The 16117-nt window shown below is 47.5% G+C and carries 15 protein-coding genes; all 15 read right to left on the bottom strand.

Annotated elements, in window-relative coordinates:
- Positions 1-560: 560 nt before the first annotated feature.
- Positions 561-3065, bottom strand: a complete 2505-nt coding sequence (gene secA / locus MKY86_RS28530; protein ID WP_036721232.1) for a preprotein translocase subunit SecA — start codon at positions 3063-3065, stop codon at positions 561-563.
- 308 nt (positions 3066-3373) lie between these two features.
- Positions 3374-3931 carry a ribosome hibernation-promoting factor, HPF/YfiA family gene (hpf, locus tag MKY86_RS28535; RefSeq protein ID WP_036721235.1) on the bottom strand — a complete coding sequence of 186 codons (558 nt, stop codon included), beginning with the start codon at positions 3929-3931 and terminating at the stop codon, positions 3374-3376.
- A gap of 228 nt (positions 3932-4159) precedes the next feature.
- Positions 4160-5608, bottom strand: a complete 1449-nt coding sequence (locus tag MKY86_RS28540; protein WP_076080056.1) for an S-layer homology domain-containing protein — start codon at positions 5606-5608, stop codon at positions 4160-4162.
- Between the two features lie 489 nt (positions 5609-6097).
- The gene (locus tag MKY86_RS28545) at positions 6098-6295 is read right to left on the bottom strand and encodes a cold shock domain-containing protein (protein WP_036721237.1); all 198 of its coding nucleotides are present in this window, start codon (positions 6293-6295) and stop codon (positions 6098-6100) included.
- A gap of 240 nt (positions 6296-6535) precedes the next feature.
- A complete protein-coding gene (locus MKY86_RS28550) occupies positions 6536-6871 on the bottom strand; it encodes a flagellar protein FliT (RefSeq protein WP_076080055.1) in 336 nt (111 codons plus the stop codon).
- Positions 6864-7256, bottom strand: coding sequence for a flagellar export chaperone FliS (gene fliS / locus MKY86_RS28555; RefSeq protein ID WP_076080054.1), 393 nt, complete (start codon positions 7254-7256; stop codon positions 6864-6866). Before fliS ends, MKY86_RS28550 begins: the two co-directional genes overlap by 8 nt.
- A gap of 29 nt (positions 7257-7285) precedes the next feature.
- Entirely contained in the window at positions 7286-9172 is a 1887-nt protein-coding gene (gene fliD, locus MKY86_RS28560; protein WP_076080053.1) for a flagellar filament capping protein FliD, read from the bottom strand.
- Between the two features lie 17 nt (positions 9173-9189).
- Entirely contained in the window at positions 9190-9582 is a 393-nt protein-coding gene (locus MKY86_RS28565; protein WP_083685287.1) for a flagellar protein FlaG, read from the bottom strand.
- Positions 9583-9723: 141 nt separating this feature from the next.
- Positions 9724-11412 carry a flagellin N-terminal helical domain-containing protein gene (locus MKY86_RS28570; protein WP_076080052.1) on the bottom strand — a complete coding sequence of 563 codons (1689 nt, stop codon included), beginning with the start codon at positions 11410-11412 and terminating at the stop codon, positions 9724-9726.
- A 258-nt stretch (positions 11413-11670) separates the two neighbouring features.
- The gene (csrA, locus tag MKY86_RS28575; RefSeq protein WP_076080051.1) at positions 11671-11907 is read right to left on the bottom strand and encodes a carbon storage regulator CsrA; all 237 of its coding nucleotides are present in this window, start codon (positions 11905-11907) and stop codon (positions 11671-11673) included.
- Between the two features lies 1 nt (position 11908).
- Positions 11909-12355 (bottom strand): flagellar assembly protein FliW, encoded by a 447-nt coding sequence (locus MKY86_RS28580; protein WP_076080050.1) that lies wholly within the window; start codon positions 12353-12355, stop codon positions 11909-11911.
- An 84-nt stretch (positions 12356-12439) separates the two neighbouring features.
- Positions 12440-13003: a DUF6470 family protein gene (locus MKY86_RS28585; RefSeq protein WP_076080049.1), complete on the bottom strand. Its 564-nt coding sequence runs from the start codon at positions 13001-13003 to the stop codon at positions 12440-12442.
- A gap of 18 nt (positions 13004-13021) precedes the next feature.
- Positions 13022-13939 (bottom strand): flagellar hook-associated protein FlgL, encoded by a 918-nt coding sequence (gene flgL / locus MKY86_RS28590; RefSeq protein ID WP_340827627.1) that lies wholly within the window; start codon positions 13937-13939, stop codon positions 13022-13024.
- Positions 13940-13954: 15 nt separating this feature from the next.
- Complete coding sequence (flgK, locus tag MKY86_RS28595) at positions 13955-15550, bottom strand: flagellar hook-associated protein FlgK (RefSeq protein WP_076080048.1); 1596 nt, start codon at positions 15548-15550, stop codon at positions 13955-13957.
- Between the two features lie 57 nt (positions 15551-15607).
- Complete coding sequence (locus MKY86_RS28600; RefSeq protein ID WP_076080047.1) at positions 15608-16108, bottom strand: flagellar protein FlgN; 501 nt, start codon at positions 16106-16108, stop codon at positions 15608-15610.
- Between the last annotated feature and the right edge of the window lie 9 nt (positions 16109-16117).

A 16117-nucleotide genomic window follows, 5' to 3' on the forward strand; every position in this document is an offset into this window, starting at 1 on the left:
ATCACTTCACCTTTCATAATTGAATATTGCGCCGGGCTGCCGGTTTGGGCTTGCCGGTATGGACGACATATTTGCTGCTGATGCTTCGCTGCATCCGCCCCATGGCCCGGTGTACGCCGTAACTGCGGGGAATGTTTGGACTTTCGGCCGCTGTTGTGCCCAGATTTATTGATTATACCGCATAGCGGATAAAATCCGGGCACAAAGGCGGACGCTACCGCTCCTACAGTTCCAAACTTCCCCTCCGTTACTTCCACCTCAGCCATAAAACATCTGAACGCTTCCGTCTGCCGCACAGCTGTGCGTCCCAAACCACTCCAAGCCCAAAAAAGCAGCCGGGCCGCAAACGGGGTGTCCCCCGGGCCCAGCCGCTTTTTATTGTCATTATAACCTAAGTGCAAGTGCACAAAACAGGAAGTGCGTTATGGTGAAAGGTATTCGCAGCTTCATGCCTGCTCATTATTTCACCGTGCACTACCAGAACCGGCCTTGACTCCTGGATTACGCCGTTCCAGTGAGAGTGAATTGACATCTCAGATCCGGCCGTAATTCTGTTTATCTTACGCCTGGCCGTGGCAGTTCTTATACTTCTTGCCGCTGCCGCATGGGCATGGATCGTTACGGCCAACCGTAGATTCCACATGCACCGGACGCTTCTCAGCAGGCTCTGCGTTGGTGGAGATCTTATCTTCCTCCACTACCGATTGCCGCTCCTGATTCGTCTCGATGTGCGCCTTCATAATGTAGGTCGCTACTTCTTCCTGAATGTTCGCTGTCATAGCGTTGAACATCTCGAAGCCCTCGAATTGGTATTCGCGCAGCGGATCGGTACCGCCGTAAGCACGGAGGTGAATCCCCTGACGAAGCTGATCCATGGCGTCGATATGATCCATCCATTTGCTATCTACGGAGCGAAGCACAATAACCTTCTCGAATTCACGTACCAGCTCAGAGCCAAGACGCTCTTCACGTGCAGAATACTTCTCAAGTACACGGGCGAAGATGAATTCGATCATTTCATCTACTTCTTTGCCCCACAAATCATCGCGGGTCAGCTCATTTTCTTCCAAAAGCTTGCTGTTCACATAATCCGCAACCTCTTGCAGCTCCCAGTTCTCCGGGATATCATCACTGCAGTGTGCATTCACAATACGGTCGATAACCGGCTTGATCATTTCCACTACGATGTCTTTGATATTGTCCGACTCCAGAATTTCGCGGCGCTGCTTGTAGATAATCTCACGCTGCTGGTTCATGACGTCATCGTATTGCAATACGACTTTGCGGATGTCGAAGTTGTTGCCTTCTACCCGCTTCTGCGCAGATTCAACGGCCTTGGTAATCATGCGGCTCTCAATCGGCTGATCTTCCTCGAAGCCCAGACGGTCCATCATGTTCAGCACGTTATCCGCACCGAAACGCTTCATCAGCTCATCCCCAAGGGACAGGTAGAACTGTGTCGAACCCGGGTCGCCCTGGCGTCCGGCACGGCCGCGAAGCTGGTTATCAATCCGGCGTGATTCATGGCGTTCCGTACCAATAATATGCAGGCCGCCCACATCGGTTACCCCTTCGCCCAGTACGATATCCGTACCGCGTCCAGCCATGTTCGTGGCAATCGTTACCGTTCCCGGCTGACCGGCATAAGAGATAATTTCGGCTTCTGCCGCATGATGCTTCGCATTCAGCACCTGGTGTCTTACACCCTTGCGCTTCAGCATTTCCGATACGCGTTCAGAGTTCTCAATCGATACCGTACCTACCAGCACCGGCTGATTCTTCTTATGGCGTTCCACAATTTCAGCGACAACAGCGTTGAACTTGCCGTTCTCGCTTTTGTAGACCACATCCGGCATGTCAATCCGTTGGTTCGGCTTATTCGTAGGAACCTGAAGAACCTCAAGACCATAGATCTTCTTGAACTCCTCTTCCTCTGTCTTCGCTGTACCCGTCATGCCGCCCAGCTTGCGGTACATCCGGAAGTAGTTCTGGAAGGTGATGGTAGCCAGCGTCATGCTCTCATTCTGAACTTCAATCTCTTCCTTGGCTTCAATCGCCTGGTGCAGCCCGTCGCTGTAACGGCGGCCCTGCATCAGACGGCCTGTGAACTCATCAACGATCATAACCTCGTCTTCGTTAACCACATAATCGACATCCCGGCGCATAATAGCGTTCGCCTTCAAGGCCTGTACAATATGATGATTCAAGGTAACGTGGCTATGGTCATACAGATTCTCTATCCCAAAAGCACGCTCAGCCGTAGCCACCCCCTTCTCAGTAAGCGCTACAGACTTCACCTTAATATCCACGGTGTAATCCTCTTCGGCAGTGAGCTTCTTCACGAAACGGTCTGCTGCATAATACAGCTCTGTCGATTTCTCAGCCTGGCCGGAGATGATCAGAGGGGTCCGCGCTTCATCAATCAGGATGGAATCGACTTCGTCAATAATACAGAAGTAGAGCGGGCGCTGTACCATCTGTTCCTTATAGAGCACCATGTTGTCGCGCAGATAGTCGAACCCGAATTCATTATTCGTGCCGTACGTAATATCGCAGGCATATGCCGCTTGCTTATCATTATGGTCCATGCCGTTCAGGTTGACCCCGACGCTCATGCCCAGAAAGTTATAGATTTGTCCCATTTGCGCACTGTCGCGCTGAGCCAGATAATCATTTACGGTGACGACATGCACGCCTTTACCCAGCAGCGCATTCAAATACACCGGCAGCGTTCCAACCAGTGTCTTGCCTTCCCCGGTCTTCATCTCGGAGATCCGGCCTTCATGCAGCGCCATACCCCCAACCAGCTGAACGTCAAAATGCCGCATGCCCAGCGTCCGTTTGGAAGCTTCGCGTACGGTAGCAAAGGCCTCAGGAAGAATCTCTTCCAGGGTCTCACCTTTCTCAATACGGGCGCGGAATTCCGCTGTCTTCGCCTGCAGCTCTTCATCCGTAAGCGATACGAAATCCGGCTCCAGCCCATTAATTACTTCGACCGTCTTCATGAGACGTTTGACATCCCGTTCATTAGTGTCGCCAAATATTTTCTTAACAAGTCCTAGCATGGTTAACCCCTTTCATGCAACACAGATGGTGGAACCGAGCCCATCCTCATAGATTGAAAGGGCCATATATGATTTCGATTCCGCTGCTTCATAAATTGTAACAGTTTGTAAGAGAAGCCGCAATACAAGCCGCCCTAACCTTATTCTGTATAATCCTCTTAGATGAGGACAGATGATGGCATTTTAATGAGACTTCTATATATACGCACAAGAGCCCTATTCGCTTCAGGCGAATAGGGACTCGTCTAATTGTCCACGTTAGGCTGAACCGAAGCCCTTGCTTATTCCAACAATTCCCGGTCCAGAGGTTAGTTCTGCTCGATCAGACCGTACTTCCCGTCATCGCGTTTGTATACTACGCTAACTTCGGAAGTGTCAATGTTGGAGAACACGAAGAACGTATGTCCAATCATGTTCATTTGCAGAATCGCTTCTTCCACATCCATAGGCTTCAAGGTGAACCGTTTGTTCCGCACAACCTCAAGATCATCATAATCCTGTTCCTGCTCTTCAACAGCTACAGCGCTGCCAGAACCTTCAACGAACAAGGTCTTCAGGCTGCCTTCCTGACGGAACTTGCGATTAAGCTTAGTCTTGTGCTTGCGGATCTGACGTTCCAGCTTGTCCACTACGGCATCGATGGATGCATACATATCATCGCTGCGGTCTTCCGCACGAAGCGTCACACCAGCTAGAGGAATTGTCACTTCCACCGTATGAAGGCCGCGAACGACGCCAAGCGTCACATATCCTTCAGAGGTAGGGGGTGCTTCGAAATACTTCTCAAGTCTGCTGAGCTTCTTATCAACATAGTCTCTCAAAGCGTCGGTCACTTCAATTTGTTGACCTCGAATGCTGAATTTCATAAGGCACTCCTCCTTTGTTTACTTTTCCATTATAGCAAATTGTCAGGGCTAAGTAAAAAACAAATCATGACAGACTTTACATTCACCTAACAATAGATGTAACAGACCTGCCGTAACAACAAACGGCCCGGCTCGAGCATAAAGCCGCCCTCGCCGGACCGAATACTGATTGCTGTATTATTTCACGCTGAAGCCTGGATTATGAATGATTGCATTCATCAAGATTACTTATTTCGTGTGAATCCGCAGAATCTCTACAGGTGACAAGGTGCCATTAGAATCAGTGATAAAGAAGACTTTATACGCTGTATTGGCAGTGAGTCCAGTCAGGTTAATGCTGTGTTTCACAACTGGATTACCTGTAAGAGTACCAGCCCAAGGCGCTATTAATGTAGCACCCGTACTGTTCTGTGCGTTAGCAATCTGCATTGCCGTTGGATCAGCATCCGTTGCCTTAACCACCACATATTTCAGAGGGGTTACCGGTGTACCCGCCTGCCCGTAAGCAGCATATACATCCGCAGACACTGTTGTTACATTGGTGATCCCCACCTGAGCGACCGACCATGCGCTGCCTGGTGCTGTTTTCAATTGAAGCGGTGTTACGCCGGACCAGTTACCAGAAGCGTCAGTCAGGGCAACGTAAACGGTATAATCCGTATTTGCATTCAGACCATACACAGAGAAAGCAACAGGAGCATTGCCGGTTGCAGCGATTTTACCGGAATGAACGCCTGCTGTTGTAGCATTAATCATTCCGTCTTTCACTTGTGCTGCACTTGGTGCGGTTACGTTCACGCTGTAAGGAGCAACTACATAATACACAGCACCTGTAACAGAAGGCGTAACATATACATCAGCGGTAACAGAACCTACATGACCGTAAGTCACGTTGCTTACAGATGGTAAGGTCACGGTATCGCCTCCGCCACCACCGCCGCCTCCGCCAGTGCCGCCACCACTACCACCGGGTACCGGAGTAGCTGTTGGGCTGGTGCTTGGCACAGGTGTTGCAGATGGAGCCGGTGTTGCTGTCGGTGCTGGTGTAGGCGTTACTCCGCCCGTACCCGGCTTATGCACAACTGAGTTGCTTATAATTCCGACCGCTTCGGCACGGGTAAGGGATTTCTTCGGACCGAAGGTTCCGTCAGGATAACCGTTAATGATCTTCTTCTCAGCCGCTGAGGCTACGGCCACCTTGGCCCAAGCTGCGATCTGAGCATTATCCTTGAACTTAAGCGGAGTAGAGCTTGTACTCAGCTTAAGCAGCTTGGCAGCAATAACTGCTGCTTCCTGCCGGGTGAGCGGGTTGTTGGCCCGGAAGGTATTATTCTCATAACCGCCAATATAACCGGCCTTCACAGCTTTAGCCACTTCACTGTAGACCCAATTGGATTTCTTCACATCCGTGAAGTTAAGAGTAGCTGCTTCGGTGAACCCGAACAGACGATTAATCAGTGCCACATATTCACCACGGGTAATTGCCTTATTCGGCTTCACCGTTCCGTCAGGATAACCGCCCAGGTATCCTTTATCCAACCAGCTCTGCAGTTGTTTTTGCGCCCAGTGTCCTTGAATATCCTTCGGTGCAGGCGCTGCGGATACACTTCCCAGTGATCCAAGCAGCATTGAAATTCCCAGTACTCCGGCCGTAAGGCCACGCCACAATTTCTTCATTCTTTTGTTCATCCTCCTGTGATTTTGATGGGCATAGGCTTCACTGCATGACTTCTTACCAAAAGATCTTTCGGAAGCATACGCCTAAGCAATAATGAGAGTGCAGACTAGGCAACAAAAAAGCCCAACGTTCTCTATTACCCATAATTTGGAGGATGCTAACATTTTTCTGTAACTAATTTTTACAAAGTGTCCAATTTCGGACTCTTTTCATCTCGAAATGTAGGCCATTTACTCGAAATCGAGGATATTTATAAGAAGAATGTAAGAACAGCTTCATACAGCCCATCCTTACAATGAACACCTCTCGAACTCTTATCCCCAGCTTTATGCACAGTTTATCCACAACAGACAAAGTCACATCATTAGACAAAAGCAACTTCATTCACTACATAAAAAAGACCCAAGGGAGATCCCCCTGGGTCTAACGCTAGCGTTGTCTCAATTGCTAACCATCTACCATATATGTAGGTCGGCTTCGCCGGATGATTATAATTTGATGACGTTAGCTGCTTGTGGTCCGCGTGCGCCTTCAACGATATCGAACTCTACGGATTGGCCTTCATCCAAAGTCTTGAAACCGTCAGTTTGAATCGCGGAAAAGTGTACGAATACGTCGCCACCATCGGAAGTTTCGATAAAACCATAACCTTTTTCTGCGTTAAACCATTTAACTTTACCTTCCATTGACTAAACATTCCCTTCGTCATCAGATGAACGTGAGTCTTGCTCACAATTCGACTATACCACCGCAGCTTCTCTATTGTCAATTGGAATAGTAAATGATTACTTTCAATAATTTACCAGAGTACAATTGACATCAGAAATGGATAGAATTCGGTAATATAAGTTACAAAAAAAGGAGCAGACGCTTGTAAATACCCGCCTGCTCCCCGACTGAAACAGGGGAAATCTATTATTTTCTGTTTATTTTTTTCGGTCCATCAAGAAGCTGTCCGGGGTGTAAGCCGTCTCGTAGGCATTGCGCTGGATTTTGGCTTGGCCGCGCTTCTGAAGGAAGTCTTGGGCTTCCTGGCGTAGGGCGTTCATCCGGTCCAGCAATTCATTATCATGTGACAAAATGCGATTTATTTCCTGTTTTTGTGCAAGGGTTGCTGGACAAACTTCGACTTCATTGGTTATGGAATCGACAAGCTTCTGCCGCTCCCCTACGAATTCTTCAAGCTCTTCATAGGTTGCATCCTGAAGCCGGTCCATCATCTCCCCAGTCAGCCGATCCAAGTTACGGATAAACTCATCCATTCGCAATCTCAGTCTGGCTGGCCGCCAGCTTGGAAGCCTGTAGCCAGGTCTCACGGAGATCTGTAAGGTAGCCGATGGCTTCTTCAGCCTTCTCGGGGTTCTTCTGGATGTTGGCCTGAATTAACAGGTAGTTCGTATATTCGTAAAGGGAGTAGAGTCCCTTCGAGACTTCAATAGAGTGATCCAACGTACTCATCAACTCACTGATGATGGTCTGAGCCTTGCCAAAGTTCAAATTGGACTTCTCCAAATCCTGCTTGTTCAACCCGTCCACCGCAGTCTTCACAAAGCGAATGGCCCCATCATACAGCATAATCACGAGTTGTGCAGGTGTTGAAGTCTGGACAGAAGACTGGCGGTATTTATCATAAGGAGATTTAATCAAATTGGTCACCCTCTATTTGTGAAATATTCTTATTTGCCGGTGGAGAAAAGGCTGGAAGATTGTGATTGCAGCTTAGCCATAGCCGTTTCCATTGCTGTGAATTGTTTATAATAGCGCGTCTCCCAATTACTCAAATTAGTAGTCATCAAGGCAATTCGGCTGTTGTACTCTTTCATCTTTTTACCCATGATGCTTTCTTCTTTGAAACTGCTTGAGAGATCAGTAGAATATCTATTAGTACCAGCTCTATCAGAAATTTGCTGAATAGCGCTGGTAATTTTGTCTGTGAGCTTATCGAAGATTCCCTCTTTGGGAAGGTTAGCGGGCCCATGGAAAATATCTAGCGCAAGCTGAGGGTTAGTACTAAGGGCGGTCTTGAGCTTGAATTCATCTTTGATAATCAACTTGCCATTCTCAGAGTAACTTCCTGTAGTTATCCCCAGCTCACTTAACGGGCCCAACTTGTTAGAAATCACCAAGCGCATTTCAGACAATACGTTGCTAATAATATCATTATTTTTAAATAATCCACTTCTAGCTTTTTCAGTCCAGGCTTTAACCTCTTCGTCTTTCATGTCCTTCTTCTGTTCATCTGTCAAAGGTTTGAAGTCACGATATAACACCTCATCCACTTTGGCATTCAGTGTTTTAATCAGATTATTATAATCATCTACAAAGCCTTTAATAGATTCAAGCGCTTTATCAGGATCACTCTGTGTCTTTATCACAGTAGGAGTACCATTGGTTAACCCCTGCAACGTAAGCTCAACCCCATTGATGGTGTAAGTATTGCTGGTTACGTTAGTCATAACAACGTTATTAATCTTAACCTGGGCGTTATCACCACTAGTGACTTTGTAAGTATTAGGATCTGCGCTAAGTGGAGTTGTACCATTAAACAGCTTCAGCAAATCAAAAGCATCTCCACCCAATTTAACCTCCGCCCCCGAATTACCAGTTAACGTCAACTTACCTCCCGTAAAATCAGCAGTCACGTTCGCTGCCGTTCTTGAGTTAATCTCATCTACCATACTTTGGATGGTCGCCGAGCCATTGAATACAAAACTCTCATTATTTACAGTGAATTTATATTTAAGACCACTGGCTATATCTTCTGTAGTTCCATCTAGTTGTGTCTGTAGGTTAGATAGCGTCTTCGTGGGATCGGTTAGTGCCGTCCCCACGGTAGTTACCGAAGTTACTGCGCTACGGGGAGCAAATAACGACAGCAAAGAATCTTTTCCTGCTGGAGTATCTATTGTTAGTGGTACATCCGTCCCATCCAACTGTTTGCCGCTAGTCTTGGAAGCAATGGACAGCTTACCAGTAATCTGATCAAAGCTGGCAATAGCATTAGCCTTTGCATTATTGTTAATAGTAGCAATTACAGTCGAAATTGAAGTAAGTCCATTAAACAGAGAATTACCATCCTTATCCGTAAAAGTCTCTCCATTAATTGTGATGAATAATCCTTTCTTCATATAATCGTCTTGACTCTTAGGGGAAAGCTTCGAAAATTCAACCCCTTCCAACTGTGATAATGAAGTTGAACCTGTCAAGCCCTGTCCCAAACCATCCTTCATCTCCAGCGTTGTCCGGGTAGCCAATTGGGTCACTTCAACGCTCATATCAATATTATTTGCCGTAGCAGTAGCCACTGCCTTAACAGCATCCGTGTTTCCTGAGGTAACAGCCTTATTTGCATTGAGGGCGGAACTTGTCCCATACTTAATCGCCAGTTTGTTTGCACTAAAATCATATAAGCTGGCACTGAATTCACGATAGCCTTCCCGTCTCCATTGCAATAACTGTTTGTCCTGATTAAGCTTGTCGAGCGGCACCCGCTTGGCAGCCATCATACTCTTCACCATACTATCGATATCCATACCTGAGAATCCATTGACCCGAGTAACCAAAACAGCACCTCCCTCTATTAAATCTTCTCGTCTATAAGAATACCTGCAAGCTCCATCATATTCGCCACAAGATCGAGCGTCTTCTCCCGGGGAACTTCACGTATTAACTCACCAGTATCTTTGTTAAGGACCTTCACCATAATGTCATGTGTCTTCTCGTGGATGCTGATCTCCAGCGTGGTCTGGGGGCCTTGCAATGATTTCACTGCCCGTTCTATGGTGCGAATTAACTGTTCCTCACCTACTGACACACTCGCTCCCTGTTTCTCCTTCAGGCTCATATCCTTAACATCCCGGATGCCCGATGCTTGATCTACAGGAACTGCTGAAATACTGCTGGATGGTACTGCCTCTGGCTTACCCTGTCCACTTGCTGTCGTACTAGCAGTTAGCGAAAACTGTACATTCATTAACCCCGACCTCCACCAACACTCATTTTATACTTTATATATCGGTTAGTTTGAGGGATAATTTAGGATTTTGTTGCAGTCAAGCAAAAATAAAAAGGCCCCGGGGATTTCCCCCGGAGCCTAAGATGAAGCGAATATAAATTAACGAAGCAATTGCAGAACGCCTTGTGGCTGTTGGTTAGCCTGAGCCAACATAGCCTGTGCAGCCTGTGCAAGGATGTTGTTCTTAGTTTGTTCCATCATTTCTTTAGCCATGTCAACGTCACGGATACGGGATTCAGCAGCTGTCAGGTTCTCAGAAGCTGTTCCCAAGTTGTTGATCGTGTGCTCCAGACGGTTTTGAACAGCACCCAGCTTAGCGCGTTCGCTGGAAACTGTGGAAGTAGCTTTATCCAGAACAGCAATTGCTTTGGAAGCATCTTCTCTAGTAGAGATGTTCAGGGCCGCTTCCGATTTCACATCGTTAGTACCGTTAGTAACACTGTTTGCTTTAGTGAAGCCAGCTTGTCCGGCATTTCCGGTGATACCCAGAGCACTAGCACGCATGTCATTAACAGTCAGGGACATGGATTGGCCTGTATTAGCACCGATTTGGAATTTAGTAGAGAAGCCCACGCCTTGAGCGCCTGCGCCTACTACTTGTTCAACATTTTTAACGGCTGACAAGTCACCAGCTGTTGTGAATGCCAGTCCAGTAGCCGAGGCAAGAGTACCAGCTGCACCATCAGTCAGTTTGATATCTTTTCCAGTCTCTGAGATGAACTGGATTTTATTATCTTTAGACAATGATGCAGTTACTTTACTGTCAAGTCCGGCTTTTTGCAGCGCAGCATTTACATCCTTGATGAGATCCTGTCTGGCCGCATTTGCAATGTTTACATCACTGTTGTTGGTATCATAAGTCTTAGCAGTTGCACCATCATTCAGGTTGACTGTTACAGCGCTTTCTGATCCTACAGTAATATCAAATGTGCTACCAGCAGCAATGGAGGTATCTGCAGTTGCACCAAGTGCAGCTGTTCCTTGCAATCCAGCACGTTCAACAGTACTTGGAGAACCTGTAGCTTTACTAGCAGCTAAAGTTACACCTAAAACCGTGTCATTTGCACTGAAGCTTATGGAACTGTTAGTTCCAGTAGATTTTGCAGTAAATACAAGTGATCCTGCACCATCAGTAGTGATATCCACCAGATCGGAGAGTTTTGTTCCTCCGGATGTCTTAGCTCCAAGTTTATCTGCTAGTGTTTTAACATCAGCATCTGTAGGAGTTGCTCCCAAAACTTCACCACTAAGATCGAAGGTCTGGTTGTCAATTGTAATACTTGCAGCAGTAGTACCAGCAGCGGCTGCAGTTGCAGCAGTAACCTTAGCACTTGTAGCCTGAGTCAGCTTACCACTTTCACCAGATCCAATACCACCATTCAGCAATTTCTGAGTATTGAACTCAGTAGTGTTACCGATACGGTTGATTTCGGAAGTCAGCTGGTTCATTTCGTCTTGCAGAGCGCCACGGTCAGTATCTGTGTTCGTACCATTCGCGGATTGGTTGGAGATTTCGCGCATACGTTGCAGAATGCTGTGGGTTTCGTTCAACGCGCCTTCAGCTGTCTGAATCAAGGAGATACCGTCTTGAGCATTACGGGAAGCCTGATCCAAACCGCGGATTTGGCCGCGCATTTTTTCGGAGATTGCCAGACCAGCCGCGTCATCACCTGCACGGTTGATGCGAAGACCGGAAGACAGCTTTTCAATATTTTTGTTTGTTGCAGCAGTATTAGCAGACAGTTGGCGGTGAGTATTCAGCGCCGCGATATTGTGGTTAATAATCATTTGATATTTCCTCCCTGAAATTAAGTTAGTTCCACATCCATGTGGTAAGCACTGAACCATTAAGGTCGGCCGCCCTGCCGGCTCAATGCCTAATACATATATCGACGGCTTGGCCCTAACTGTTTAGAGCATTTTTTCATTTTTACGATATTTTTTTTGAAACTCTACTATGATCACAAAAACGATCACAAAGAAACCCGAGCCACTTAAGCTGACTCAGGTTCATAAATAGATCTTTTATTTTCCTAAGAGACTATCTTAAGAATTCGATCCGCGAAGACGGTGTATTAATGCATTTAAGTCGGAAGGTTGCGGCGCTACGGACTCGCGGTTTGATTCCTGTATCGATAAGTAGACCTCTTTACGGAAGATATCCACATGCTTAGGTGCAGAAATCCCTACTTTTACGGTGTCGCCGTCTACACTCAGAATCGTAAGTTCAATCTGATCCTGGATGACGATGGTTTCCCCTTTTTTGCGTGACAGCACGAGCATATTAACCCCCATCCTTTCCATCAGCCACTAACTGCTCTTGCAGCAGACTGTGCTTCGTATGATATAAGGTGCGGTGTATTACAATCTGCTTCCCGGTCAATCCACTGGGATTGAAGATAATAGGCGCTAACAAATTAATGGTCGAGGCTTCTACTTGTTCCTTCAAAGTAACAATACAGCGGACAAGCACATCGGATTCGATCCCCAGTTCTTCTGCTTCATCATCTGGAAGTTCAAATTCATAAGAAGGATAGAATGTAAAAGGGTCAGCAAGCAAAAACGAATGGCCTCGCTCCTTAACGGACTGCAAAACCCAAAACGGAGACTCCTCTAGGGCCACAAGCGCAAAGTCCGCTTCTTCGTCAAACCCTGGAATCCCTTTGGCGAAGTGGAATATCTGATCCTCCCTAACTTCAAGTGTACCCATGGATAGCGTTTCTATAATCAAGTTATTCACTCCTTATCTATCTGACTGTTGTTAGATAACAGAAAAGCTATAGAAGTGCCCAGAGCACATCCATAGCTTATTACATTACATTTGCACATTCAATTCCGGCGGAATAAACTGCACGGAAGCATATTGCTGCATATAAATATCAAGCTTGCCGCGTGTATATTCCGTCTCCGGGCGGTGTCTTTCCACCTGAATATCAACTGTCGCGGGTCTGAAATTAATCTCCGGGGCTCTTGCTTCGTAACGCAAGTCCACATTATCATAAGATGCTGGTCCACACGGCTCGGGGAAGGAGTTTGGCTCGGTATCCGTGCCAACAATCTCGGCAATGCTGTTGCCTGGCTTGAAAAACTCCGCCATCCGCGTTCCCTGCTCGACTCTGCGGGCAATAGCCTGAAGGTATAGCTGCTGAATTCCCGAGTAGATTCTACGGTTCATATCCAGAACACTGCCCCCATTATACGCGGCGCGTGCCCTGGTCTGGTCAATGATAAGCTCTGGAGGTGTAGACTGAACGCTCAGCTCACCGGGTGTTGTCGTGATGCTGACCTCTGCCTTCGGTTGAGTGATAGAGAATGACCCAAGATCCGCATCAATACCGATCCGCGCAGGTGTCTGTCGAATTTGCAAAACAGGCTGCATCAACAAAAACCACCTCCGTTATCGGATAAAGTCTACAAGGGTTGTAGAGATAATCTTCGCTCCTACAGACAGCGAGGCATTATAAATATTCTCCTGGATCTTCGACTGCATGATCAGCCCTTCATAATCGGCATCCTCTGTCTTAGCCTGGAGATCTGTGAGGTTAATGTTCAAATCGCTTAAACGGTCCTGCATTAATTCTACACGGTTGGTCTTGGCACCTATCTCTGCGCGAGCCGACAGAATCGTCTCCGTACGGGTATCAAACTTATCGATTTGGCTTGAAATCCCTGTGAGATCCCCTGACTTAAGTGCAGATGAAAGATTATTAATTATTGAGAACAAGTTATCTGAATCTCCCGTATGACCAAACACATCATTACCCGTCATATTGATAGGCATTTGCACACCTTCGCCTACGATATACTGAATTTGCCCGGTATCTGTCGTAATTGCTTTGGTAGTGTCGTAAGTACCATCAGCACCCTTGGCAAACTCATAAGGTTTGGTAGTATACTGTTCCCCATTAAAAATATACTTCCCGTTAAGCTTACTGTTTGAAATATCAACCAATTGTTCTTTAAGTTGTGCTACTTCTTCATTAATACTATCTAAGGCAGATTGCGGATTACTTCCCGTAGAAGCCTTCACGGTAAGCTCTCTCAGACGTTGAACAACATCTCCTGCTTGTCCTAGTATGGTATCGTTATAATCCAGCCAAGACAGCGCGCTATCCACGTTCTTCGTGTACTGCTCGTTAGAGGACAGCTCCGCGCGGTAGCGGAGGGAATAGGTGATGCCTACCGGGTCGTCGGAGGGCTTGTTGATTTTTCGGCCGCTAGCCAGCTGGAGCTGGGTGTCGTTCATGGTACGTGCATTACGGTTCAAGTTAAGCAGCAGCTGTGAGCTCATCATATTGGAGGTAACTCTGATCATTGTATGTGCCTCCTATTATCTTCCGACTGTGCCGGTAGAATTAATCAATTTATCAAGCAGTTCATCATAGGTGGTCATGAAACGCGCAGCAGCACTGTAGGCATGCTGGAACACGAGCATATTGGACATTTCTTCATCCAGCGACACACCGCTTACGGATTGGCGGCGGGAATTGACTTGCTCTACCAGATAATCGGCGTTGCTCGCCTGGCGTGTGGCTTCTTGGGATTGGATACCCAATTGCCCGATCATGGAGCTAAGATACGATCCGACTGTACCGGTCTTGGTGCCATCTGCTGTAGCAAAAGTATTGTTATCCTTCATATTGCTGAACAGCAGTGCCAGAGTGTTATTCCCTTTTACTACGGATACATTACCTGAGGTGTCTGTAGTAGTACGCAAGGAAGTAGCAAACAGCGTGGGATCAGCAGCGATTTCCGGATTCAGCTTGAGATTGGCAGCAGTGATCGCTTCCCCGGCTACTGAAGAGGTGAAGAACGGCCGGCCCGATGTCCCGTTCAAGGCATAACCCAGCTGATGGAGCCCATTCAAACCCTTGACTGTTGTTTTTAGATCACCCGGCAACGGGATAGGTACCGCGCTTCCTGCTGTTAGAGTCGTTTTGGTCCCATCTGCATTAATAATCTCTGAATCCTTGAGCACAGTCGTTCCTGCGGGCAGGTTAGAACCTGACGGTATGGTCACCTGCACTTCACCATTTGCTATGGTATTAGCCATCGTATCGAGCTGCTTCCTGTAATCTGCTACATAAGTATTTCTGGAAAAGAGCATCCCGTAGGCTTCACCGGCCTTCAAATCACCGGAGGCGAAGGCGGTATTAAGAAACGTACTGTCCACAGCCGCAGTTACGGTTGCTCCTTGAACTAAAGGCTGCGTGCCCAGAGAGATGTTATATCCGGCATCTGTATCCAGAATGGTGATGTTCGCTATCTTGGACAGCTTGTCCGTCAACAGGTCGCGCTGGTCGCGCAGATCATTGGCTTTGTCGCCCATGCCTTCGATCTTGGAGATGGATTGATTGAGGTCAGCGATCGAGCTGAGGTAGCTCTGGATCTCTTTGCCCTTGACGTCAATGTTGGTGCTTAGATCACGGTCCAGATTGCTGAGCTGTGTACTCATATAGTTCATGGCATCTGTGAGGGCCTGCGCTGTCTGCACGACGATCTTGCGGGCTGTGGGATCTTCCGGATTCTTACTGAGATCCGACCAGGATTTCCAGAAGTTATCCAGCACGATACGGACACCGGTATCTGAAGGCTCATTCACAATCGCTTCCAGCTTATCTAAGGTATCCGACTGAATGCTCCAGTTCCCGCTTGCCGAGTTCTCCCCGCGGAATTGATCGTCCAGGAACATCTCACGAATCCGCTCAATGGAACTGAATTCAACCCCTGTTCCCAGTTGCCCTGGCATCGTCGAGTTATTCATACCATAGGCTTCAATCGGGATGGCCGCCTTCATATTCACACGCTGGCGGGTATACCCCTCCGTGTTGGCATTGGCAATGTTGTGGCCGGTGGTATTGAGCGCCGCTGTCTGGGTAAACAGGCTTCGTCTTGCGGTCTCGATGGAGTGGAATGTGGATGTCATGCTACTTGTTCCTCCCTTGTGATTGCTGCGGTGAGCGCAGCTCAGCGGATAACCTGATTATCCACGGGCATCAAAAAGCCCCGGCCGAGTTACACTGCTGCCCTTGTCGGACGGATGATGGTATGTCATTTCCTGATTTGGTCTTCCGACCAGCAAATCCAGGGAATAATCTATAAAGGTAAGCGACTGCTCAATCAGCTTCTGGTTCAGCTCATTGGCCTTTTTTAATTGCTGCAATGTGCCGGAAAGCTTCTGCTGAATCTGCAGCAGGCGTGATTTGTCATCGGGATCAAAGACAAGGCGGGACAGCTCGGTAAGATTCAGATTCAGATTGGAACGGATTCCAACCCCCTGCAAAAACTCGAAGGCCGCTTCTGCACGCCGTTCTTCCAGCTGTCCGATCACCTTCATCAGCTTGGACTCGCGGTTCAGGATATCAATAAGACCCTCTACCTTGTTGTCCATAATGGTCTGTTTCTTGACTGCGGCCAGATCCAGCATCTGCACATGCGCCTCGTCCAGCCGCTCAAGCAATTCTAATAATGTTGTAAGTGCCATGGGTGTGTT

This window comes from Paenibacillus sp. FSL R7-0333 (assembly GCF_038000365.1).
GTDB classification, from domain to species: domain Bacteria; phylum Bacillota; class Bacilli; order Paenibacillales; family Paenibacillaceae; genus Paenibacillus_AQ; species Paenibacillus_AQ silagei.